The sequence below is a fragment of the Streptomyces sp. NPDC043685 genome (assembly GCF_056436585.1).
Window position 1 is genome coordinate 351,077 of sequence record NZ_JBWKCH010000009.1, and the last position, 22,197, is coordinate 373,273.

The following is a 22,197-nucleotide window of genomic DNA, read 5'->3' on the forward strand; positions in this document are numbered from 1 at the left end:
TTCGCGCCTGCGCGAAACAATAACCACGCGGGCGTGGGCGTCGAAGACTCCGCCCATGCGCAGTTACCGCGAACTGTTCCGCACACCCGAGTTCACCCCGTTCTTCCTGGCCGCGTCGGCGCAGACGGTCGCCCAGACGATGGGCAACCTGGCCCTGGGCACCCTGGTGTACCGGGCGACCGGGTCACCGCTGCTGTCCGCGGTGAGCATGTTCGGCTCCTCACTGGTGCAGGTGCTGGGCGCGACCTTCCTGCTCTCCGCCGCCGACCGGCTGCCCCCGCGCGCGGCCCTGACGGCCCTGTCCCTGCTCTTCGCCGCGGCCACGGCCGCACTGGCCCTGCCCGGTCTGGACGTCTGGGCGGTCCTCGCGATCGTCGTCGCCAAGGGGCTGGTGGAATCGGTGGGCGGGGGAGTGCGCTGGGGCCTGCTGAACGAGATCGCCTCCACGGACGGCTATCTGCTCGGCCGCTCGGTGTTCAACATGATGAGCGGCCTCATGCAGATCACCGGCTACGCGACCGGCGGCGCGCTCGTGGCCCTGCTGTCCCCCCGGCTGTCCCTGCTGGTGGCCGCCGCCCTCTACGTGACGGCGGCCGCGGTCGTACGCCTCGGACTGACCCGCCGCCCGCCGCGTACGACGGGCCGCCCCTCGGTGTCGGCGACCTGGCGCGCCAACGCCCTGCTCTGGTCCTCCCCGCCCCGACGGCAGGTCTACCTGGCCCTGTGGATCCCCAACGGCCTGGTCGTCGGCTGCGAATCCCTCTACGTCTCCTACGCACCCGCATCCGCCGGCACCCTCTTCGCCTGCGCCGCGTTCGGCATGCTGGCCGGGGACGTACTGGTCGGCCGGGTGCTGCCACCCGGCCCGCGTTCCCGCCTCGGCTTCCCGCTCCTGCTGCTCCTGGCCCTGCCGTACGTGCCGTTCTTCCTGCACCCGGCGCTTCCGCTCGCGGGGGCCGCGGTCAGCCTGGCCTCCGTGGGGTTCGGCGCGGGCCTCGTGCAGCAGGAGCGACTGGTGGCCCTGACGCCCGACGACCTCACGGGCCACGCCCTGGGACTGCACTCGGCCGGGATGCTTACGATGCAGGGGGTGGCGGCGGCACTGGCGGGGTCACTCGCCCAACTGACCTCCCCGGCTTGGGCGATGACGGCGATGGCCGGGGGCTCGGTGGGCGTGACGTTGCTGCTGAGGGGCGCGGCGGGGAGAGCGGAGCTGAAGTCGGTGACTTGCTGAGGGAGTTCCGCGGGCGGCTGCTGCCGGAAGGTCGGGTCGCGAGTCGGCGAGTCGGCGAGTTGGCGAGTCGGTCAGCCGGTCATCCGGTCAGTCGTTCAGCCGGCGCCGGGTCCCGGGCCCCTCGCGGCCTCCACGAACACCTCGGGGACCTCGTTGTCCACCACGACCCGGGACAGCAGGACGGCCAACCGGTCCCGCTCGGCGCCACTCAGCCCGGACGGCAGGGCCTCCATCCGGCGGCAGGTCTCGGCGTAGAACTTCCCGGCGAGCGCGGCCCCTTCGTCGGTCAGCCCGACCCGCACGGCCCGCCCGTCGCGCGGGTCGGGCTCCCGCCGTACCAGTCCGCGCCGGACCGTCCGGTCCACCAGCCCGGTCAGACTCGACTTCGCCAGCCCGAGCGTCTCGCCGAGCTCGCTCATCCCGTACGGCTGTGCCATCAGCACGCACAGCAACTGCCCCTGCTGCGGCGTCAGTCCGTACGCACGGCTGGCCTCCGCGTACACACCGTCGACCAGGAACGCCGCGCGCACCAGCGCGGCGACGACTCCCACCTGCCCGGTTGCCCCGTTCCCCATCGGGTCAGGGTACCGACCGGTCACTCCTCGTCCGGGGCCTCGCCCTCGATGAGGCGTTCGGCGATGTCGTCGGCCCACTCCTGCGCCCAGCGGCGCAGCCCGGGCACGGACGCCGGGTCGAGACCGTGGACGGTGAACGCCCTGTCGTCGAGCCAGTCCGTGCCGGTCAGCCGGGCCTGGAGGTCGGTGAGGTCGAAGGTGCCGGGGGCGTGGCGGCGGCCGAGTTCCTCCAGTTCGGGGTGGCTCCAGCGGGCCGAGGCGGCGTGCACGTCGACCAGGTCGCGTGCCAGTCCGCGGTCGGCCAGGTCCCGCACCCGGGTGCCGATCAGGTCGTCCAGGGCGAGCGCCGGACCGAGCTCCGTCTCCACGGGCGGGCGCCACAGCATCTCCTTGCGGACAGCGACCTCGCACTCCGTGCCGCTCGCCGCGTCCGTCACCAGGAACTGGGCGGTCAGCGGCTCGGTCTCCAGGGTCCGCACGAGCCAGCCGCGCCCCACCAGGCCGGACCGGACGGCACCGGCGATGACGTCCATCGCGGCCGGGTGCTCGGTCGCCACGTCCACGTCCGGCCCGGCCCGCTCGACGAGCCCGTGCGCCAGCACCCCGTAGCCGCCGCCGAGAACGAGAGAGTAGGCCTCACCCACCCCCAACAGATCCCCGAGAAGCCGACCGACGGGCTCGGGCACGGGGGGAGGGACGAACATGCCCCGATTATCCCGTGCCACCGACCCAGATCTCTCGGGACGCGCTCTGTGACGGCCCGCCGGGTCGAGGCTCCTTCTCAGGGGCGCGGGGAACTGCGCGCCCGGCCCCCACGGCGCCGCACGTTCTCGGGGACGCGGGGAGATCGCGTCGGACCGCCGGGTCGAGGCTCCTTCTTGGGGGCGCGGGGAACTGCGCGACCAGCCCCCACGGCGCCGCACCCGCTCAAACAGGGGCGCGGGGAACTGCGCGACCGCTCCCCAAACCCTCCGCACGGGACGACATGCCTACACCTTGCGCCCCACCCCGCAATACGCATCCACGGCGACGCCACCGAAACCGGCCTCACCGGAACCCTCCGGCCGCCACTCGGGAACCCGAACCACACCGGGCTCCACCAGCTCCAGCCCCTCGAAAAACCCGGCGATCTCCGCGACGCCACGGACGTGATACGGCACCGCCCCACTGGAGTTGTACGCCTCGGACGCGGCGATCATGCCCTCACTGGTCGCGGTGCTGTCACTGATCACCAGGTGGCTGCCGGCCGGCAACCCGGCCATGAGCCGCCGCACCAGATCGCGCGCCTGCTCGTAGTCGCCGACATGACCGAGGGTGTTGAGGATCATCAGACCGACCGGCCGGGAGAGGTCGAGCGTGCCGGCGGCGGCCTTCAGGACGGCCTCGGGGTCGTAGAGGTCGGCGTCCAGATACGCGGTCCTGCCCTCGGCGGTACTGGTGAGCAGGGCGTTCGCGTGCGCCAGCACGATGGGGTCGTTGTCGACGTACACGATCCGGGCATCGGGAGCGACGCGCTGCGCGACCTCGTGGGTGTTGTCGGCCGTGGGCAGACCGGTACCGACGTCCAGGAACTGCCGTACCCCCTGCTCACCGGCCAGATACCCGACGGCCCGGCCCAGGAACCGGCGGCTGGTGACCGCCACGTCGACGAGCCCCGGGAAGATCGACTTGATCTGGTCCCCGATCTCGCGGTCGACCTCGTAGTTGTCCTTGCCGCCGACGAAGTAGTTCCAGAAGCGGGCCGAGTGCGGCTTGGAGGTGTCGATACGTGCGCGCAGCCTGTCATCGGACACGGCGTGGCCTCCTGGGGGGTGGGAAGGGCGGACCGGCCCACCAACCTAGGTGAACCCACCGCCGCGCTCGCGGAGTTGGCCTCCCCGCCTCCGGCCTGCCGTGGAGTTTCGGCCACGGCCCGCCCGCTACACCCCGCGGGAGGCGAAACCGCCCAGGTCCGCGCCGCCCTCGTGCCCGTGGTGCCGGGTGACCAGCCAGAACGCCCACGCCAGGGACCACAGCAGCAGCCCGGCGGCGATCGGCGTACCGAAGATGACCAGCAGCCCGGCTCCGATGTTGGCCCCGATGCCCCCCGCGGTCAGGATCCGCCACCCCACCCCGGCCATGAGCCCGAGCACCACCAGCGGCCCGAGCACCCCCCACCACCGCCGGTCCAGCGCCCCCCGCAGCGAGGCCCGCACGAGCACCCCCGCACCGGCCGCCGCAAGCGCCAGCGCGAGCCCCCCGGCGACCGCGGCCACACCGTCCGCGATGTCCCACGGCTGGAACGCGTAGTCCAGCTCACTGGCCGGCAGCCCGTCGTAGTTCTGCTGCCCCATCAACCCCCAGGCGGCCACGGGCACCCCACCGACGAGCGCGACCCCGGCCCCGAACAATCCCCGTTTCGTCATACGTCCAGGATCGACGGTCAGGGGAGGGACGTCATGAGCACGCGTACTCAAGTACGACACGCGCCGACGGCCGACTGTGAACCGTCGGCACCGCGCCCGGCGGCCCGCGCCCGCCGACCCCGCGCCCGTGGCGCGACGGCGGGTGTGCCGTCGCGCCGGGCACTCAGGACGGGGCCACCGCGCGGCCCGTCTGAGGGGAGATCGCTCCCGCGCACAGGCCTCGGGAGGCCAGGCCCTGGGCGATGCGCGGGATGGCCGCCAGGGTGTTGGCCGGCCAGTCGTGCATCAGGATGATCTGCCCGTTGGTGAGGCGGGCGGTGGACTGGACGATCGCGTCGGTGCTCGCGCCGTTCCAGTCCTGGGAGTCGACGTTCCAGATGATCTCGGTCAGGCCGTACCGGGACGCGACCGACTTCACCGTCGCGTTCGTTTCGCCGTACGGGGGCCGGAACAGTTTCGGCGTGCCGCCGCCCGCGTCGGTGATGGCCTGCTGGGTGCGGGAGATCTCGGAGTCGATCTGCGCCTGGCTCAGCCGGGTCAGGTGCGGGTGGGTGTAGCTGTGGTTGGCGACCCACATGCCGGCGCTCACCTGGGCCCGGACCAGGGCCGGGTCGGCGGCCGCGTTGCGGCCCTGGTTGAACATGGTGGCCCGCAGGCCGTTCTGCCGGAGCGCGCCGAGCAGTCGCGTCGTGGTGCCGGACGGGCCGTCGTCGAAGGTAAGTCCGACGTAGCCGGCACCGCAGGCGGCCGCCCGTGCCGGGGTGGCGGTCGAGGCCGTGGTGGCCGTGACCACGAGGGGCCGCGGCCGCCGCGACGACGATCGGCACGCGCTTCGCCGTCACGGCCCCACCCGGATGCTGGAGCTGCCGCTGCTCCGGTATCCCTCGGTCGCCATGATCATGTAGTACTTGAAGTTGCCCAGGGGCATCCCGGCCCGGGCCCACGCGTCGAAGTGGTTGCCGGCGGTGATGGTGCCGCCGGTCCGCTTCGACTGCCGCACGCTCCAGTACTGGTCGAAGGTGCGCACGCCCTCGACGGACGGGGCGTTGTACCGCGTCGTCTTGTAGATGTCGTACGTGCCGCCGTCGCTGGTGACGGTGCCCTTGTACGTGCCCGTGGGCCGGTAGGTGCCCCAGTTGTCGACGATGTAGTACTCGACGAGCGGGTTCGCGGTCCAGCCGTAGAGCGTCAGGTACGCGTTCCCGGACGGGTTGAACGAGCCCGAGTAGGTCACCGTGCGGCGGGCGCCGGTGCTCCAGCCCTTGCCGGCGACGAAGTTCCCGGTGTTGCGCCATGAGGTGCTGTAACTGCCGCCGGAGGACAGGGTCATGGAGACCGTGCCCGGCGCGTCCGTCCAGAACGAGTAGTAGTAGCCGTTGTTGGTGCCCGTCTGGTTCGTGGTGACGACGCTGTCGGCGTGCGCGGTGGCCGGCATCGTGAGGGCCGCGACCGCGACCATCAGCATCGTGAAGACGCCGCTGAGGAGCAGCCGCAAGCGGCCGGATGACTGGTTCATGGGGTGCTTCCTCCATGTCCTCGTGGGGTGGGTCTATGGGGGAGCTCTGTTATCCGGGAGTGTTGGCCTGCCCCTGTCAACTGTCAATGGTTTCGGCATTCATCGCGAAAGGTTCGGCGCCGTCCGGGAGAGCTGAAAGGCGAATAGCCGCTGCTCACGCGGTAGTTGCCGTCTCGATGTCGTCAGGCATCCAACGTCTTCGGACTCCGTAGGGGCGGAGGGCCAGGCTCCGCTCGTCGAATGTTTCGGTGGTCTTCCGGAGCGAGACTGCTCCCCGGACGGGCCGGGTCCCGGGCCGAGTAGGCAGACCCTCCCCGCCCCGGGACCCTTCCGGTCAGCCCCCGGTCCGCGGCAGAAGGGAGACGATCGTCCTGCCGTTCCGCACGTTCAGCACGTCCTGGTAGGCGAGGAGTTGGGGGCGAGTCCACGACGCCGGGCCCGGGCTCGCCGAGGTCGGCCTGGAAGGGCTGGAGAAGTACCTGGCGGCGGCCGTGTCCCTTGCCGCCGCCTGCCTTGCCGCGACCAGGACCAACCGGCCCTTCGAGGTGCCGAGAAGCTGCCGCCTGCCGGAGAGGGTCGTGACCTTCGGAACTACCCGTCTAGGGCAGGTCGCGGCGGACCAAGGCCCGGGCGAAGGGTTCTCCGGTGGCCCGCGCGTAGGCCATCCGCTCGCGCACCTCGACGAGGGTGCGAGGGCGGTAACCGGGGCCGCCGCAGCAGCTCTTGTGGAAGCGCACACCGGCGTGCAGCAGCACCGAGAGGGTCCGCCAGGCGGCGGTGTCCCGCCTCCTGGGTGCCGCGAAGGCGGAGCCCACGTGGATCAGCGGTCCGGCGCAGCGCGGACAGACCCGGCCGGAGTCGTGCCGGCCGGGGTGGGGCTGCTTGTACGAGGCCCGGCAGGGCAGGCAGACGTACGAGGTCTTTCCATGGGCCATGCGGCAAGGGTAGAGCCGCAGCGGCGCCGGGCTCGACGCATTTCCGGCGGTCAGGCCCCTGCCGACGGCGCACCCACCCCCAGGACGTCGAGCATCGCCCGGGTGGCCGGGCTGGGGTTGAAGCGGCTCCACACCAGGTACTCGGTCCGACGCGGTCCGTCGGCCACCGGGACCAGCGCCAGCCCGGGGTCTCCGGCGGCCCGGGGCCGGATGAACGCCGACGGCAGAAGCGCGATGCCGAGCCCGCGCGTGATCAACTGGGTGATCAGCTCGACGACTCCGGCCTCGTACGCGACCTCACGTGCCAGGCCCGCCGCGGCGAAGGCCTGATCGGACTGGGCCCGGGCGGGCGTACCGCTCACGAAGTCCACGAACGTCTCCTCGGCGATGTCCCCCAGCGTGACCCGGCCGGATTCCGCCAGCCGGTGCCCGGCCGGCACCACCAGCACATGCTGGTCGTGACCGAGCACGACGGCCTCCACACCGACCGGCGGTTCGCCCTCCGGCACGCCGAGGAAGGCGATGTCGAGCTCGCCCCCGCGGACCGCCGCCGCCAGGTCGTCACTGCGTCCGGACCGGAGGGCGACGCGGACGTCCGGATGCCGCGCGCGGTACCGCTGAAGCAGCTCGGGCACGTCGACGGCGGCCGTCGTCACGATCACCCCGACGGCGAGCCGGCCGCGCACCACGCCGGTCGCGGCGGCGGCGTCGGCGGCCGCGCGGTCGGCGGCGGCCAGACACTCGCGTGCGCCGGCGACGAACGCCGTCCCGGCGGGCGTCAGTTCGACTCGTCGGCTGGACCGGGCGAACAGCTTGACCCCGAGCTCCCGTTCGAGGGCGGCGATCCGGTGACTGAGCGACGACTGCACCACGAAGCAGCGTTCCGCAGCGCGGGTGAAGTTGCGGGTTTCGGCCACGGCGACGACGTAGCGCATCTGCTGGAGGTCCACCCATCCATCGTTCTGGCTCATGGCTGCGATGACAAGCATGTGTTGGACACATGGAAGGGTGTTTCTGAGACTTCATCACATGCAGACCCCGCCCACGTCGACCGCGCCGGTGCCCGGCAGCCCGGGCACCTCCCACGCCCCGCGGCCGGCCACCACCGCCGCCCTGACCGCGCTCACCGCGCTCGCCCCCGCGTCCTGGGGCACCACGTACGTCGTCACCACGCAACTGCTCCCGCCGGGCCATCCGCTCTTCGCGGGGATGCTCCGCGCCCTGCCCGGCGGGCTGCTCGCGCTGGCGATCACCCGCGTTCTCCCGCGTGGCTCCTGGTGGTGGAAGGCCGCCGTCCTCGGCGCGCTCAACATCGGCGCCCTGTACCCCCTCCTGTTCGTCGCGGCCGAACGCCTTCCCGGCGGTGTCGCCGCCACCCTCAGCGCGACCCAGCCGCTGATGGTCGCCGGGCTGGCCGTGGCGCTGCTCCAGGTCCGGCCGACGGTCTGGCGCCTGACCTGGGGTGTCCTCGGCGTGGTCGGCGTGGGACTCGTCGTGCTGGGGCCACAGGCCCGGCTGGACGCGGTCGGCGTCCTGGCGGGCCTCGGCGGTACGGCCGCCATGGCCGCCGGGATCGTCCTCACCAAGCGGTGGGGACTCCCCGCCGGGGTCGGTCCGCTCACCCTGACCGGCTGGCAACTGACCGCGGGAGGGCTGCTGTTGCTTCCCCTCGTCGCGATCGAAGGGAAGCCGCCGCACATCGACGCCGGAGCCGCCGGCGGATACCTGTGGCTCGGCAGCGTGGGCGGACTGATCGCCTCCACGCTGTGGTTCCGCGGTGTCGGACGACTGCCCGTCGGCGCCTCCGCACCGCTGGTGCTGCTGTCCCCGCTGGTCGCGGCGGTGATCGGCGCGGCGCTGGGCGAGTCACTGAGCCCTCCCCAGGCCCTCGGCTTCGTCCTCGCCCTGGCCGCGTTGCTCGCGGCGCAACTCGATTCACCACGCCTGCCGGGCCGCACGGCACGCCCGGGGCGGAGAGAACCACAACCCCGGAACACCGGCTCGCACCACGACCGCACACGAGAGGGACGGACCCGATGAGGACAACGACAGACCACGGCATGACGATCGCCGTGGTGGGCGCCACCGGCATGGTCGGCAGCCGGGTGACCGACGAGGCCGGCGCCCGGGGACACCGGGTGCTAGCCCTGTCCCGGAAACCGGCGGACACGCCCACGGGGAACGCGAACGTGACGCCGCTCGCGGTGGACACGACCGACGCTGACGCGTTGCACGAGGCACTCGCGGGCTCCGCTTCCCACCGTGCCGCGGACGCCGTCGTCCTGGCGGTGCGCACCGTGCCGGCCGACGAGCGGTTCCTGGTCGGCGCCACCCGAACGGTGCTGGACACGGCGGCGCGGCTCGGCATCCGCGTCCTGGTCGTCGGCGGCGCCGGCGCACTGCGCAGCCCCGACGACCGCGACCTGCTGGTGGCGGACAACCCGGCGTACGTGCCGCCCGACATCAAGGCCGTAGCCGCCGCCGGGGTCGCCCAGCTGCGGACCTGCCGTTCCCACACCGACGCCGACCACGTCTACCTGAGCCCACCGGCCCTGCTGGAACCCGGCATACGAACGGGCCGCTACCGACGCGGCACCGACACCCTGCTCCTCGCCGCGGACGGCCGCTCCTGGATCAGCGCCGAGGACCTGGCGGTGGCGGTGATCGACGAACTCGAGACCCCGGGTGCCGACCTCTTGATCACGGTCGTCCACGACGGTCGACGCGGTCCGGCATGAACGGGGCGGGGCGTCGGACACGGCCCGGCCGGGCCGACTCGGAGAGGGCCGGGCAAGCGGCGTGCCCTGGTACGCGGCAGTTCCGGTGACAGAGCTGCTCGCTAGCCTGTTCGCGTGACCCCTACCGATGATCGGGAGTTCCCCGAGGCCCTCGCCGCCGCTCTGGCACTTCCCTTCGACTACGGCGACGGTGACGGCGTCGACTTCGAGGCGTTTCCGGCCTTCCTGTCCGCCGAGGAGACCACCGACTGGTTCCGCGCCTGGACGGGCAACGGCGAACTGGACGGCGACAGCTTCCGCGTGTTCGGCCAGGACGGGTCGGGGGGTCATGCGGCGTTCTGGCTCGTCCACGCCGACCGCCCGCTCGTCGAGCAGCCTGTGGTCTTCCTCGGTTCCGAGGGCGAGACCGGGGTCCTGGCGCGCGACCTGGGGGCGTTCCTGTGGCTGCTGGCCGGCGGATACGGGCCCTGGGAGGCGGCCACCTCGTACGAGCCCGACTGGACTCCGCACCCCGACCAACGGCTGACGGCCGTAGCCGAACGGTTCGCCGCCGACCACAGACAGTCGGTGGCTGACGTCATCGAAGAGGCGACCCGGGAGTACCCGGACTTCGACGACACCATCATGGAGCTCTGCCGCTGAAAGGGTCCCCGCCGCCCGCGCGGACCCGCTCTGCTCAGCAGACCCGCTCTGCTCGGCCTTCGGGCCGCCGCCGGGACGGCACTGCGTCGGACTGCCGTCCCGGGGGTGCCCTCGGCGCGCCGCTGGCTAGTCTGCACACGTGATGACCGAGTTGGCCTTGCTGTCCCAAGTCGCCTGGCACGGGCGGGAGATCACCGCGCCGCGGCTGCGGGGACTGTTGGCGTTGCTCGCCGAGGATCTGCGCGCCGGCTGTAGCACCGGCCGGCTGGTGGAAGGGCTGTGGGCCGACGAGCTGCCCGAGCGGCCGGGCAAGGCGGTGCAGGTCCTGGTGTCGCGGCTCCGGGCCCAGCTGGGTGCCGATCTGGTCGTGAGCACGCCGACGGGGTACCGGCTGGTCCTGGACGAGGCGCAGGTCGACAGTTCCGCGTTGCTGCTGCGCGAGGCCGCCAGTGCCGAGCGCGCGCGGGCGGGCGATCACGAAGGCGCCTTGCGGCAGGCCGAGTCGGGCCTGGCCCTGTGGGACGGGAGCGTGGGCGCCGCCGCGGGAGAGGACCTGCGCGATCCCGTGGTGGCCCTGCGCACCGCTCGGGTACGGGCGTTCCGCTCGCTGGTCCGCTCCCGGGCCCTCGCACTCGCCCGGCTGGGGCGGCGGGAGGAGGCAGCGGCACCGCTGGCCGAGCTGGCCGGTGAACTGCCGCGCGACGAGGAGGTGCTGGCGGAGCTGTTGCGCTGTGAGGCCACCACGACGGGGCGGGCCGCCGCGCTGACCCGCTACGACACCTATCGCCGCGAACTGCGCGACGAGCTGGGCACCGATCCGGGCCCCAGGCTCAGATCCGTGTACCAGGAGTTGCTGCGCGCGGACGTGCCGCCGGTCCGTCACGGCGTCACACACGAGCCGAACCCCCTGCTGGGCCGGGACGCCGACATCGCTGCCGTGGCCGCGCTGCTGCGTGACGCCCGGGTGGTCACCGTCGTCGGTCCCGGCGGGCTGGGCAAGACCCGCCTCGCCCATGCGGTGAGCCGCGCGGCCGAGCAGCCGGTGGTCCACTTCGTCACGCTGGCCGGTGTCATCGCCGGCGACGACGTGGCCGGTGAGGTGGCCTCCGCCGTCGGCACCGCGGAAGGGAGGCAGTTCGCCGGCGGCGGGGACGCGGTGAGCGGCATCGTCGCCGCGCTGGGATCGGGGCCGGTCCTGCTCGTCCTGGACAACTGCGAGCAGGTGATCCAGGGCGTGGCCGATCTCGTACAGGCGCTGGTGTCGCGGTCGAAGGGGCTGCGGATCCTGGCCACCAGCCGGGCCCCGCTGGGGCTGACCTCGGAGTCCGTGTACGCGCTGCCGGAGCTTTCCCTGGCGACCTCGGTCGAGTTGTTCGAGCAGCGCGCCCGGGCGGCCAGACCCGGCGTGGAACTGCCCACCGGCCCGGTCACCGAGATCTGCCGCCACCTGGACGGGCTGCCGCTGGCCGTGGAACTCGCCGCCGCCCGGGTGCGGGTGCTGTCCGTGACCGACATCGCACGTCGGCTGCACAACCGCTTCACGCTCCTGCGCGGCGGCGCCCGCGACGCTCCCGAGCGGCATCGCACGCTGCGGTCGGTGGTCGAGTGGAGCTGGAACCTGCTGGAGCCCGACGGCAGGGCGGCGATGCGGGCGCTGTCGGTGTTCCCGGGCGGCTTCACCGAGGAGTCGGCGCAGTACGTGCTCGGCGAGACCGGCGACGAGGACGCGCTGGCCCTGCTGGAGCAACTGGCCGACCAGTCCCTGATCAAGGTCGGCGACAGCCCGTCCGGAGCGCGCTTCTCCATGCTGGAGACGCTGCGGGAGTTCAGCGCCGGCCGACGGGCGGAGGCGGGCGAGGAGGAGGCGGTGACCGGCCGGTTCCTGACCTGGGCCCGCGATTTCGGCCGCGCCCACCACGATGTGCTGTTCGGCGGCGACCCGTTGCCCGCCTGGCGCCGGATGCGGGCCGAGCAGGACAACCTCGCCCTGGCCCTGCGGCACGCGCTGGACCGTGGCGACGGGCCGGCCATCGCGGCCGTCACCGCCGTGCTGGCCTCGCTGTGGGCCACCGACTCCCACTTCGCCCGGCTCGCCGCCCTCGCCGCCGACACCGCCGGGCCGCTGTCCCATTTCCGCCCCGGACCCGACAACCCCGAGGACGTGGAACCGGCCCGCAGCGCGGCGGCCGTGTGCGCCGCCAGTCTCTTCATGGGCTTCGGCCCGCACGCCCTGCGTCAGCTCGTCACGCTGCGCCGGCTGCCGCCCGCCCGCCCGGACACCCTGCCCCGGGCGATGGCGGTCGTGCTGTGCGCCGTCCCCGGCATACGCCCGCCCGACTACGCGCGGCTGCAGGAACTCTGCGACGCCGACGAGCCCATGCTGGCGGGCATCGCGGCCGGTGTCGCCAGCTATGTATGGGAATCCGAGCACCGGACCGAGCGCGCGCTGGAATGCGCCCGGCGGATGCTCGGCGCGCTGGAACCGCTCGGCAATCCGGCCATGCGGCTGCTCGGGCACGGCCGGATCAGCGAGTTGTGCCTGCAGTCCGGGCGGGGCGCGGAGGCGTACGACCATCTGCGGGCCGCGCGGGACGAACTCAGCGAGTTCGGCGCCTGGTTCGATCTGGCCGGCATCGGCTGGGGGCTGGTGCTGGCCTGTCTGCACCGCGGGGAGTTGGACGAGGCGGAGTACTGGCTCGGCCTCACGGCCGCGGACCAGCAGCCGGAGGCCGCCCGGGCGTACACGCCCGACCATCCGGCCCGGGCGGAGATCGCGCTGGCCAGAGGGCTGACCGAGGTCGGGCTGGGGCTGTGGCGGCAGGCCGTGGAGGGGGTGCGGGAGGCCGGCTTGCTGTATGCCGACGATCCGTTCATGGAGCCGTGGCTGCTTCAGGTGCAGTCGGCCGCGGTGGCGGCGCACGCGCAGCACGGACGCCTGGAGCCGGTGGCGAAGCTGGCCGCGGAGTTGCGGGAGCGGCTGCTGGAGATGCTGTCCGGCCCGTCGGGCCCTTCCGGTGACCGGGCGCCGGTGGAACTGCCGGTGTACGGCACGGTCCTGCTCGCCCTCGGTTTCGCCGGGCTCGCCCGCGGCGATACGGCCGCCGTGCGGCTGGTGGCGCTGGCGGAACGGATGCCGGTGGTACGGGAGTTCCCCACCCTCTCCCTGGCCCGGTCCCGGCAGGCGGCCGAGAACGCCGACAGGGCGGCGTACGCCGACGCGGAGTCGGAGTACGCCGCCCTGGGGCGGGAGGAACTGCGGGCAGCCGCGCTGCGCGAACTCAACTCCGCGGCTCGCGGTTGAACAGGGACCGGGACCACCAGTAGCCCAGCAGGCTCAGAACCAGGCACCAGGCGACGGCGAGGACGGCGTTCTTGGTGCCGATCCCAGTGCCCAGGAGGAGGCCGCGCAGGGTCTCGATGGCGGGCGAGAAGGGCTGGTACTCGGCGAACCAGCGCAGCCAGCCCGGCATGGCGTCCACCGGCACGAACGCGCTGCCCAGCAGCGGCAGGATCATCAGGGGCTGGGCGAGGTTGCTGGCCCCCTCGGCGTTGGGGGACGCCAGGCCCATGCCGACCGCGAGCCAGACCAGCGCCACGCTGACCAGCGTCAGCAGGCCCCCCGCCGCGAGCCACTCGAGCGGCGTCGCGTCGGGCCGGAAGCCGATGGCCACCCCCACGCCCAGCACCACGGCCAGGGCCAGCAGCGACTGGATCACACTGCCGGCCACATGGCCGATCAGCACGGAGGTACGGGAGATGGCCATGGTGCGGAACCGGGCGATGACGCCCTCGCTCATGTCCATGGCCACGGACACGGCGGTGCCGATCGCGATCCCGCCGATGGTCATGAGCAGGATGCCGGGGACGACGTAGGCGATGTACTCGGAGCGGTCCGCGGTGCCGCCGTTGATGCCGGCGCTCATCACATTGCCGAAGACGTACACGAAGAGCAGCAGCAGGATGACCGGGGTGAGGAGGAGGTTGAGCGTGAGGGAGGGGTAGCGACGGGCGTGCAGGAGGTTGCGCCGCAGCATGGTGAGGTTGTCGCGGAAGGTGTGAGTGACGGCGCTCATCGGACGCTCTCCTTGGGGGTGGCCTGCGGGGACGGGGCGGGGGCGGAGCTGCCGGTCAGGGCGAAGAACACGTCGTCCAGGTCCGGGGTGTGCACGGACAGTTCGTCGGCCTCGATGCCGGCGGAGTCCAGCCAGTCGAGGATCGCGCGCAGCTCGCGCTGGCTTCCGCCACTGGGGATCTGGAGGCTGAGCGTCTCGTCGTCGCGGGTGGTCTCGCGCAGCGCGGTCGCCGCCCGTTCGTAGGCCACCGGGTCGGAGAAGCGCAGCCGTACGTGACCGCCGGGGACGAGCCGCTTGAGCTCCTCGGCGCTGCCCTCGGCGACGAGCTTGCCGCCGTTGAGCACGGCGATGCGGTCGGCGAGTTCGTCGGCCTCCTCCAGGTACTGCGTCGTGAGGAAGACGGTGACGCCGTCGGAGACGAGTTCGCGGATGATCTGCCACATGGTGTGACGGCTGCGCGGGTCGAGTCCGGTGGTCGGCTCGTCGAGGAAGATGATCCGCGGGTCGCCGACCAGGGTCATGGCGATGTCGAGGCGGCGCTTCATGCCGCCGGAGTAGGTCGAGGCGGGTTTCTTCGCGGCCTCGACGAGGTCGAACCGCTCCAGCAGCTCGGCGGTGACCCGGCGCCCCTCGCCGCGGGAGAGGTGGTGCAGGTCGGCCATCAGGAGCATGTTCTCCTCGCCGGTGATCAGACCGTCCACGGCGGAGAACTGGCCGGTGACCCCGATCGAGGCCCGCACCGCCTGGGCCTCGGCGGTGAGGTCGTGCCCCGCGATCCGCGCCTGCCCGCCGTCGGCGGAGATCAGCGTGGACAGGATGTTGACCGCGGTGGTCTTGCCCGCGCCGTTCGGCCCGAGGAGGGAGAACACCGTACCGGCGGGCACCTGGATGTCGATGCCGTCGAGGACGGTCTTGTCCCCGTAGGACTTGCGCAACCCGGTGGCTGCGATGGCGAGTTCGTGACCTGTCGTCGTCATGCCGCAGAGCTTGCGGCCGAGGCGGTTCAGTACGGCCTCAACGGGGTTTCAGTCCACGGGCGAGGGGTTTCAGGTCCCTGAAACCCGCAGGTCAGACGGCATGCCGGGGGCATCGCGATCCTGGGCACGACCGCGTCGATGCGGGGTCCTGCCGGCCACTGACAGCCCGCCTGCGCCAGGCGGCTGGACACGCCATCGAGCAACGCGTGGTGGTGCCCCGGCACAGCGGGGCTTGCTTCAGGAGCTTCGAATGCCTGAGAGGCGAGGCATGGCGGTCACGTCAGATGTGCGTATCAGGCTCGCCGAGGCACGATCTTCACGGCCCGGTAGTCGTAGCCGTCCTGCTTGAAGCCAGGGGCTTCCCATTGCAGATCTACACGTTGCCCCGGCGACAGCGTGTGGAAGCCCTTCGTCTGGATGTCGGCGTAGTGACCCCAACAACCCCCGGGCGTCTCGGGAGAGTCGAGGACCCCCCACCCTTCTTCGTCGTACCACTCACGGACAGTCGCAGTCACCATGCGGCGACTTTACGGGGGGCCGGCTGAGCCGACGTGGCGGGGCCCTCAGCTTGGAAAGTGGCGTCCTGCCCGTTGTGATCTGCGTACCAGACGACCTCGCCGGCGACTGATGGCCTCGGGCAGCGCCAGCCTGAGCACGGTTCGCGCGGCGGCCGGCCCGCCAGTGCCCTTTGCTGCCGTGACATCCGCTTCTGGCCCCACTGGGCCGTGTCGAGCGGGTTGTGTCAGCGTGTTCCACGTGCGTGCCGGAGCGGGGCTCCGGCGCGGTGGAGACTGGCGAGGGCCAACCGGTAGGAGGCGATCAACCCGGTTTCCACGTAGTCCACACCCAGTTCCTCGCAGTGGCGCCGCACGATTGTCCGGGCCCTGCGCAGGTTGGGGGTGGGCATGCTGGGGAACAGGTGGTGCTCGATCTGGTGGTTCAGCCCGCCCAGTGCGATGTCGGTGAGCCTGCCGCCGCGCACGTTGCGTGAGGTGAGCACCTGGCGACGGAGGAAGTCCGGGCGGTCCTCGCCTGTCAGGATCGGCATGCCCTTGTGGTTGGGCGCGAAGAGGGAGCCCAGGTAGACGCCGAACAGGCACTGGTGGACGGCGAGGAAGGCGATCGCCGTACCGGGCGGCAGCAGCCACAGCAGCACGGTCAGGTAGAGCACGAAGTGCGCGAACAGCAGGACGCCGTCGAGCGTGCGGTGCTTGAGCGAACGATTGACCAGTGCCTTCACGCTCGACACGTGCAGGTTGAAGCCCTCCAGGGTGAGGAGCGGGAAGAACAGGAACGCCTGCCAGCGGCCGATCAGGCGGGGGAGCCCCTTGGCGGCCCGCGCCTGGTCCTGGGACCAGACCAGCAGATCGGGGTCGAGGTCGGGGTCGAGTTCCTCGTGGTTCGGGTTGGCGTGGTGGCGGGTGTGCTTGTCCTGCCACCAGCCGTAACTCATCCCGATACCGGCACCGGCGATCCGTCCGGACACCTCGCTGGCCCGGCGTCGGCTGAACACCTGGCGGTGTGCCGCGTCATGGGCGAGCAGGGCGACCTGGCCGAAGACGACAGCAAGGAAGGCGGCGACCGCCAGAGTCCACCAACTGTCGCCGATGAGCACGACGGCGGCCCACCCACTGACGTAGAGCCCGGCCACCACCGTGGTCCGCAGCGCGTAGTAGCCGGGACGGCGCCCCAGCAGCCCGGCGGCGGTGATCTTTCTGGACAGGCGGGCGAAGTCACTGCCGGACGCCTCCGAGGGCGGGGGGCGGACCGTGGTGTTACTGGTCATGATGGTGAGACTCTTTCCGAAGAAGGCGGGTTGCTCGGCGCCGCCCCGGGAGCCGCTGGGACCGGGCCGCGGGCAGAGCCTTTCGTCCTCCGTGGTTGCGGACACGTCACGCGAGACCACGGAGCTGGGAAGGCGTCTGCTTCGTCCGTCAGCGGCTGCTGCGCAGGCCCTCTGTTTTCGCGGGTACCCCGCCGCGGGCATCTCACACCGTGTCAGACGGGGCCTCCGGAGCGGTCCGCGAGCATGTCGGCAGAACCGGCTCCGGCCGGTGAAGCGGATCCGCTGATCGCTGATGAGCTGCTCGACGCCTGGCCGGTCAAGCGGCGGTCTCGGTGATGAGGACGGCAACGGTGACCGGGCCCGGGGCGTCGGTGGCCGCCGCGTCGGACACGGCGGCCCGGACGGCGCGCGCGACGTCCAGGGGATGGTGTCCAGGGGCGACCGCGAGGTGGACCTCGACGCGCCGGCCGGGTGGGTCGGCATGGTCCTCCATCCTGACCGGGCGGCTCCCCAGCATGGTGGTGAGGCCGGCGACGCCCGGGACACCCGTTGCGACGGCCGCCAGATCCCCGACGGGCCCTCGCGGGGAGCCCGCTCCGGCCCCGGGGAACGAGCTGCGTGCGGCTGCGGCCGTCGCTGCGGCTGTGCTGTGCGGCGTGAGCGTCATGGATCTCGCAACGGTCCGCGCCTCCGTACCCGTCTGCGGGACCTCATGGAGATCCGTGACGCGCAGGTCGGCTGTCACGGTACCCAGGCCGAGCCGTCGAGCGGCCGCGTCCAGCAGTCTGCTCCTCAACTGGTCGGCGGTTTCGGGCAGTGGTTCCTCGAGTGATGCCGAAAAGGCGGCTTCGATCCTGAGCGGGCCCGGCGGCATCGCGCCGGCCGGCGGACGGACGGCCGGCTCGGACACGGATTCGAGCGGCGCCGGCCCGATGCGCAGAGACTCCAGCCACACCCCGGGAATCTCGTTCACGGCCCGCCCGAGGGCCTGGACGGCCGCTTGCTCGGTGATCCATGTCCCGTCGGCGGGCCCGCCCAGCGGGAGCAGCCGGCCCTGGGTGAACTGGTGCCGTACCGCCTGCGTCCCTGCTTCGGTCTCCACCGGCCTCGCACCCTCTCTCAGACGACTTGTCCGACCCCTAATACCTTGCAGTGTTTATGTCCGGCAATACGCCTTAATGAGAATATAATCGTAAAAAAGAGGGTCAGGTGGGCCTCCGAGAGAGGAATATCCCGATGACCGAGATCACCGGCGCAATGCGCAGTGGCGCTCCCGCTTCTCGTGGCCGGACGACGGTCGCCGATGTGGTGGTGGAGAAGATCGCCGGAATGGCGGTCCGCGACGTGCGCGGCGTCCATGCCCTGGGCAGTGGACTCGCGCGCTCGATGGGATCCATGCGGGAGCGGATGCCCGGTGCCGGCAGTGGCAGGTCCGCCACGCGTGGGGTCAGTGTCGAGGTCGGAGAGAAGCAGGCGGCCATCGATCTGGAGATCGTCGTCGACTACGGCGTCTCCATCACGGACGTGGCCGGTGAGGTGCGGGAGAACGTGATCTCCGCGGTGGAGCGGATGGCGGGTCGCGAAGTCGTCGAAGTCAACATCATGGTCAGCGATGTGAAGCTCCCCGACGAGGAGGACGAAGGGGAAGAGCGGCAGCGGATCCAGTAGCCGGGGCGGCGCAGTCCGCTTGAGTGAAGGAGCGCGTGATGAGCAGGACTGTGGTGGGCCTGATGGCAGGGATGGCGCTGGGTTTCGCCGCGTATTTCGGTGACTTCTGGGCTTTCCTGCTGGTTCTCGGGCTGGGCGTCGTCGGACTCGGGGTCGGGCGGTTCCTCGAAGGTGATTTCGAGCCGGGTGACTTCGTTCGCCGCCGGGACCGGCAGGAGCGGATCCGCGATGACCGGCGACGGGTTCGGGGAGACTGGCGGCAGTGACCGGTGGAGCCGATCGGCGTCCGCGCATCGCCGGCGGGGAGCGCGGTGCGATCACCATCGCCGACCGGGTCGTCGCGAAGATCGCTTCCCACGTGGCGCGCGAGGCGCTGAGCCGGTTCCCCGAGTCGGTCGGCCACGTACCGCCGGGCCGACGGACGCCACGCGTGACCACCTCAGTGCGGCGGGCACCGGAGCGGGACACCGCAGGACGAGACGCCGAGTCCGCCGCCGGACGGCAGGCGGCGCTCGGCGAGGCGCGACTACGCATCACCGTCGAGCTCGGCTATCCGTCCGACATCGGGGCGCAGTGCACCGCGGTGCGCCGGGAGGTTACCGACCGGCTCAGGACATGGGCCGGCATGGAGGTGTCCGACCTTGCCGTGTCGGTCGAGAGGCTGCACTCGGTGCATACACGGCACACGGACCAGGAGAGGGTGACATGAGCGCCGACACCTGGCGGCAGCCGACCGGAGACAGCGACCTTCCCCCCGAACCCGGACAGGCAGCTCCGTCCGCCGATGGCACCCCGGGGGCGGGCTCCGGCGCGACGGCGGCGATCGATGAACGAGGCCGGTCGGCGCGCCGTTTCTGGTCGCCGCGGCGGATTCCCGCGGCCGTGGTGGCCCTGTTGTCCGCCGCGGTCACCGGACTGCTCCTGTACGACGTGGTCTCGGTCCGGGCAGGTCGGTCCGCGATGCGCTGGCGGCGGCGGCTCGCCGAGGAACTGGCCACACGGCCACTGGACGACGTCTGGATGATCGTCGGGGCCGCGGTGGCGATGGCCCTCGGCCTGTGGCTTTTCCTGCTGGCGGTGACGCCGGGACTGCGCAGGCTGCTGCCCATGCGGCAGCCCGCCGGCATCCCCGGGAAAGGGGAGGTCCGCGCCGGGCTCGACCGCCGCGCGGCCGGCCTGATTCTGCGCGACCGGGCCGTGCAGGTCACCGGTGTCCAGTCGGCGCAGGTCGCCGTCGGCCGCCGGAAGGTCAAGGCCCGGGCCCGCGCCCATTTCCGCGATCTCGAGGAGGTCCGCACGGACTTGGACGCCACGCTGGGCGAAGCCGTGACGTTCCTGGGGCTCGCCCGGCAGCCCACGCTGACCGTGCGCGTCCGTCGCCCGAAGAAGGGCTGAGGTGATCCTGATGCTGAGGACGGTGAACCGGGTCCTGCTGGGGCTTCTCGGCCTCGGACTGTTCGCCCTGGGCGGCGGCGTGCTGCTGGGCGGGCTGGACCTGCCGCGCCGCTGGGACTTCGGCATACCGGGCTGGTGGCCCTTCCGCGGACCCGACGACGTGGTGCTGGGCACCGAGGGACGCACCCGGTGGCGGGCGGAAGACTGGTGGTGGCCGACCGTCATCGCGGTGCTCGTCGTGCTGCTGGCGCTGCTGTTGTGGTGGCTCCTCGCCCAGCGCAGACACCGCCTGGGCGGCGTCCTCGTCGACAGCCGGGACGGCACGGCGGCCCGGATCGACGGCGGCACACTGGAGGACGTGATCGAGGAAGAGGCGCAGGCCCTGGACGGGGTCGCGCGGGCTCATGTACGGCTGACGGGACGAAGCGCCGCTCCAGCTGCGCGCGTGCGGCTGTTGCTGGAGCCTCATGCGGATCCAGCGCGGACTCTGGGGCGACTGAGCCGGGAAACACTCGCGCACGCGCGGGACTCGGCAGGCCTGGACCGCCTCCCCTCGAAGGTCCGACTCAAAGAAGTCCGCCACCACGGACGACGCGTCGGCTGAGATGAGCAATCGTCAATACCTGTAGATCAGGTGTTCTAGGCTCTCGGGATGACCAACGAGCTTCTGCGCCTCACGGTGCTGGGGTCTGCGACGCCATATCCGAGCGTGGACAACCCGTGCTCTGGCTATCTGGTGTCCAGCGAAGACACCCACGTGTGGGTGGACGCGGGCACCGGAACGCTGGGGCCGCTGCAACGTCACGTTCAGCTGGATGAGTTGGACGCGATCTGGATCTCGCACCTGCACGCCGATCACAGTGCCGATCTACTCACCGCCTATTACGGCGCTCTGTACGCAGACGTCCGCCTCACCGCGCCGATCCCCCTCTACGGCCCGCCGGGGATCGCCGACCGGCTTGCGGCCTTCCTCACCAACACCCCGGCCCGCAGCCCGATCGAATCCGCGTTCACGGTCATCGAGCTGCACGACGGGCACGAGGCGGCCGTCGGCCCGCTCAAGCTGACCAGCCGGGCCGTGGCACATGGCATCCCGGCCTTCGCCCTGCGCGTTGAGGCCGCGGGCCGGACACTGGTCTACTCCGGGGACACGGCCCCCTGCACCGGCCTGACGAGTCTGGCCGACGGATGCGACGTACTGCTGTGTGAGGCCGAGAGCGCGCAGGTGCCCGTCGAGGGCGACCAGGCGCACCACACCCCCGAGGACGCGGGCGACACTGCCAGCGCGGCCCGGGCGGGCCGACTGATCGTCACCCATGTCGGCCGATTCCTCACGCCGGAGGAAGCGGTGGCCCGAGCCTCAACCCGCTTCGGCGGCCCCGTCGAGTACGCGGCACCGGGTTCGACCTTCGAGATCGGTCAGGCCGCCGATGCCCGGGGGCGTTCGATGAGCTGACCGCGTCAGAAGCGGGCTCCGCGCGCACGAGGGCGACGAGGTGGGGTGCGTTCACGGCTCGCCAGCGGGCCTGGGCGGACTCGACGAGCTGTTGCTCTATCTGGCGGGCCCGCTCCCTGTGGCGCTCCCCTCGGCGCCCGGCCCGCTGAAGCCGCGCCCCTCCCGGTCTCATCGCAGGAGCCCGGTCTCATCGCAGGAGCAGACGAGCGGAGCCCGTGTCCGCGAGCAGTCGTGCGGTCTGCGGGGACGGGTAGTGCAGCCGCAGGGACGCGTGGGTCTCGGTGGCGTGCCGTGACGCGTCGAGGAAGACGCGCAGGCCGCTCCTGTCGCAGCGGTCGACGGTGGTCAGATCGACGTCGATGATGGTCATGCCGTCATGCAGGCACCGCTCCAGAGCGGCGCGCACCTGGGGCGCGGTGGCGGGGTCGATCACGCCGGCCAGGGTGACCAGTGCCCGCCTGCCCCGGTCGTGCCGGTAGATGTTCAGCTGCGGAAGAGTCATGACGCCTCGGTTCGGATGTTGCCCCGGATGCCTCGGTCCACGGGTCCCGGCCGCTCCTCGCGCTGCCCGGGTCGCGTGTACGCCCTGGGCATGCGTCGCCGCGGACTGAGCCGAAGTTCAGATGCGCGGCCGGGTGGCCGGTGGGGCGCCCGGATGATCACCCTTGGTGCGTCGTGTGTGGGGCGGCTGCGGCGCGCGGTGGCCGCGGCGGCCGGGCCGGGGGGCGCTGTAATGGTGCGCGGCGATTCTGTCGGCGTGCTGGAGGTTGAGCCGGTGGATCACGTACGCCGCCGCT

The 22,197-nt window shown here is 72.0% G+C and carries 25 protein-coding genes; 11 read left to right on the plus strand and 14 right to left on the minus strand.

All coding sequences use genetic code 11. The annotated features are described in order from the left end of the window. Window positions 1-55: 55 nt before the first annotated feature. Window positions 56-1,234, plus strand: coding sequence for an MFS transporter (locus AC0665_RS29300; RefSeq protein WP_478706106.1), 1,179 nt, complete (start codon window positions 56-58; stop codon window positions 1,232-1,234). Window positions 1,235-1,329: 95 nt separating this feature from the next. On the opposite strand, the gene AC0665_RS29305 is transcribed toward AC0665_RS29300, so the two are convergent. The 8 genes from AC0665_RS29305 to AC0665_RS29340 form a co-directional block, all read right to left on the minus strand. After that, on the minus strand, window positions 1,330-1,809 hold the full coding sequence (locus AC0665_RS29305; protein WP_468636386.1) for a MarR family winged helix-turn-helix transcriptional regulator: 480 nt from the start codon (window positions 1,807-1,809) through the stop codon (window positions 1,330-1,332). Window positions 1,810-1,829: 20 nt separating this feature from the next. Continuing rightward, complete coding sequence (locus AC0665_RS29310; RefSeq protein WP_478706107.1) at window positions 1,830-2,513, minus strand: hypothetical protein; 684 nt, start codon at window positions 2,511-2,513, stop codon at window positions 1,830-1,832. Window positions 2,514-2,798: 285 nt separating this feature from the next. Beyond that, window positions 2,799-3,602, minus strand: a complete 804-nt coding sequence (locus tag AC0665_RS29315; RefSeq protein WP_478509504.1) for an SAM-dependent methyltransferase — start codon at window positions 3,600-3,602, stop codon at window positions 2,799-2,801. 126 nt (window positions 3,603-3,728) lie between these two features. After that, window positions 3,729-4,214, minus strand: coding sequence for a hypothetical protein (locus AC0665_RS29320; protein ID WP_478706108.1), 486 nt, complete (start codon window positions 4,212-4,214; stop codon window positions 3,729-3,731). A 163-nt stretch (window positions 4,215-4,377) separates the two neighbouring features. Then, window positions 4,378-5,007: a polysaccharide deacetylase family protein gene (locus AC0665_RS29325; RefSeq protein WP_478706109.1), complete on the minus strand. Its 630-nt coding sequence runs from the start codon at window positions 5,005-5,007 to the stop codon at window positions 4,378-4,380. A gap of 45 nt (window positions 5,008-5,052) precedes the next feature. Beyond that, window positions 5,053-5,730, minus strand: coding sequence for a glycoside hydrolase family 11 protein (locus AC0665_RS29330; RefSeq protein WP_478607872.1), 678 nt, complete (start codon window positions 5,728-5,730; stop codon window positions 5,053-5,055). Window positions 5,731-6,329: 599 nt separating this feature from the next. Further along, window positions 6,330-6,665 (minus strand): deoxyxylulose-5-phosphate synthase, encoded by a 336-nt coding sequence (locus AC0665_RS29335; RefSeq protein WP_478509500.1) that lies wholly within the window; start codon window positions 6,663-6,665, stop codon window positions 6,330-6,332. Between the two features lie 50 nt (window positions 6,666-6,715). Next, window positions 6,716-7,615 (minus strand): LysR family transcriptional regulator, encoded by a 900-nt coding sequence (locus AC0665_RS29340; RefSeq protein ID WP_478706121.1) that lies wholly within the window; start codon window positions 7,613-7,615, stop codon window positions 6,716-6,718. Window positions 7,616-7,694: 79 nt separating this feature from the next. Here AC0665_RS29340 and AC0665_RS29345 point away from each other — a divergent pair, with 79 nt between their 5' ends. The 4 genes from AC0665_RS29345 (at window position 7,695) to AC0665_RS29360 (ending at window position 13,346) form a co-directional block, all read left to right on the plus strand. After that, entirely contained in the window at window positions 7,695-8,705 is a 1,011-nt protein-coding gene (locus tag AC0665_RS29345) for an EamA family transporter (protein ID WP_478706110.1), read from the plus strand. Then, window positions 8,702-9,403 carry an NAD(P)-dependent oxidoreductase gene (locus tag AC0665_RS29350; RefSeq protein WP_478706111.1) on the plus strand — a complete coding sequence of 234 codons (702 nt, stop codon included), beginning with the start codon at window positions 8,702-8,704 and terminating at the stop codon, window positions 9,401-9,403. Before AC0665_RS29345 ends, AC0665_RS29350 begins: the two co-directional genes overlap by 4 nt. Before the next feature lie 114 nt (window positions 9,404-9,517). Then, the gene (locus AC0665_RS29355) at window positions 9,518-10,045 is read left to right on the plus strand and encodes an SMI1/KNR4 family protein (RefSeq protein WP_478706112.1); all 528 of its coding nucleotides are present in this window, start codon (window positions 9,518-9,520) and stop codon (window positions 10,043-10,045) included. Between the two features lie 139 nt (window positions 10,046-10,184). Then, window positions 10,185-13,346, plus strand: coding sequence for an ATP-binding protein (locus tag AC0665_RS29360; RefSeq protein ID WP_478706113.1), 3,162 nt, complete (start codon window positions 10,185-10,187; stop codon window positions 13,344-13,346). Here AC0665_RS29360 and AC0665_RS29365 read toward each other — a convergent pair. From AC0665_RS29365 to AC0665_RS29385, 5 genes are all read right to left on the minus strand, one after another. Then, window positions 13,324-14,118, minus strand: coding sequence for an ABC transporter permease (locus AC0665_RS29365; RefSeq protein WP_468411511.1), 795 nt, complete (start codon window positions 14,116-14,118; stop codon window positions 13,324-13,326). The two genes, AC0665_RS29360 and AC0665_RS29365, sit on opposite strands and share 23 nt — an antisense overlap. Beyond that, complete coding sequence (locus AC0665_RS29370) at window positions 14,115-15,095, minus strand: ATP-binding cassette domain-containing protein (RefSeq protein WP_478706114.1); 981 nt, start codon at window positions 15,093-15,095, stop codon at window positions 14,115-14,117. Before AC0665_RS29370 ends, AC0665_RS29365 begins: the two co-directional genes overlap by 4 nt. Before the next feature lie 293 nt (window positions 15,096-15,388). Next, a complete protein-coding gene (locus AC0665_RS29375) occupies window positions 15,389-15,613 on the minus strand; it encodes a cold shock domain-containing protein (RefSeq protein ID WP_478607888.1) in 225 nt (74 codons plus the stop codon). A 224-nt stretch (window positions 15,614-15,837) separates the two neighbouring features. Beyond that, complete coding sequence (locus AC0665_RS29380; protein WP_478607891.1) at window positions 15,838-16,881, minus strand: fatty acid desaturase family protein; 1,044 nt, start codon at window positions 16,879-16,881, stop codon at window positions 15,838-15,840. A 316-nt stretch (window positions 16,882-17,197) separates the two neighbouring features. Further along, window positions 17,198-17,983: a hypothetical protein gene (locus AC0665_RS29385; protein ID WP_478706115.1), complete on the minus strand. Its 786-nt coding sequence runs from the start codon at window positions 17,981-17,983 to the stop codon at window positions 17,198-17,200. 134 nt (window positions 17,984-18,117) lie between these two features. On the opposite strand from AC0665_RS29385, the gene AC0665_RS29390 reads away from it, so the two are divergent. The 6 genes from AC0665_RS29390 to AC0665_RS29415 are packed head-to-tail and all read left to right on the plus strand — an operon-like array spanning window position 18,118 to window position 21,400. Next, a complete protein-coding gene (locus tag AC0665_RS29390) occupies window positions 18,118-18,549 on the plus strand; it encodes an Asp23/Gls24 family envelope stress response protein (RefSeq protein WP_478607897.1) in 432 nt (143 codons plus the stop codon). A 38-nt stretch (window positions 18,550-18,587) separates the two neighbouring features. Beyond that, window positions 18,588-18,815, plus strand: coding sequence for a hypothetical protein (locus tag AC0665_RS29395; RefSeq protein WP_468411500.1), 228 nt, complete (start codon window positions 18,588-18,590; stop codon window positions 18,813-18,815). After that, window positions 18,812-19,258, plus strand: a complete 447-nt coding sequence (locus tag AC0665_RS29400; protein WP_478607900.1) for an Asp23/Gls24 family envelope stress response protein — start codon at window positions 18,812-18,814, stop codon at window positions 19,256-19,258. The genes AC0665_RS29395 and AC0665_RS29400 overlap by 4 nt, the downstream gene beginning before the upstream one ends. Beyond that, window positions 19,255-19,944: a DUF6286 domain-containing protein gene (locus AC0665_RS29405; RefSeq protein WP_478607903.1), complete on the plus strand. Its 690-nt coding sequence runs from the start codon at window positions 19,255-19,257 to the stop codon at window positions 19,942-19,944. The genes AC0665_RS29400 and AC0665_RS29405 overlap by 4 nt, the downstream gene beginning before the upstream one ends. A 10-nt stretch (window positions 19,945-19,954) precedes the next feature. Next, complete coding sequence (amaP, locus tag AC0665_RS29410; protein WP_468636415.1) at window positions 19,955-20,548, plus strand: alkaline shock response membrane anchor protein AmaP; 594 nt, start codon at window positions 19,955-19,957, stop codon at window positions 20,546-20,548. A 48-nt stretch (window positions 20,549-20,596) separates the two neighbouring features. Continuing rightward, entirely contained in the window at window positions 20,597-21,400 is an 804-nt protein-coding gene (locus AC0665_RS29415; protein ID WP_468411492.1) for an MBL fold metallo-hydrolase, read from the plus strand. Between the two features lie 187 nt (window positions 21,401-21,587). On the opposite strand, the gene AC0665_RS29420 is transcribed toward AC0665_RS29415, so the two are convergent. Continuing rightward, a complete protein-coding gene (locus AC0665_RS29420; protein ID WP_478607907.1) occupies window positions 21,588-21,902 on the minus strand; it encodes an STAS domain-containing protein in 315 nt (104 codons plus the stop codon). Window positions 21,903-22,197: the final 295 nt, after the last annotated feature.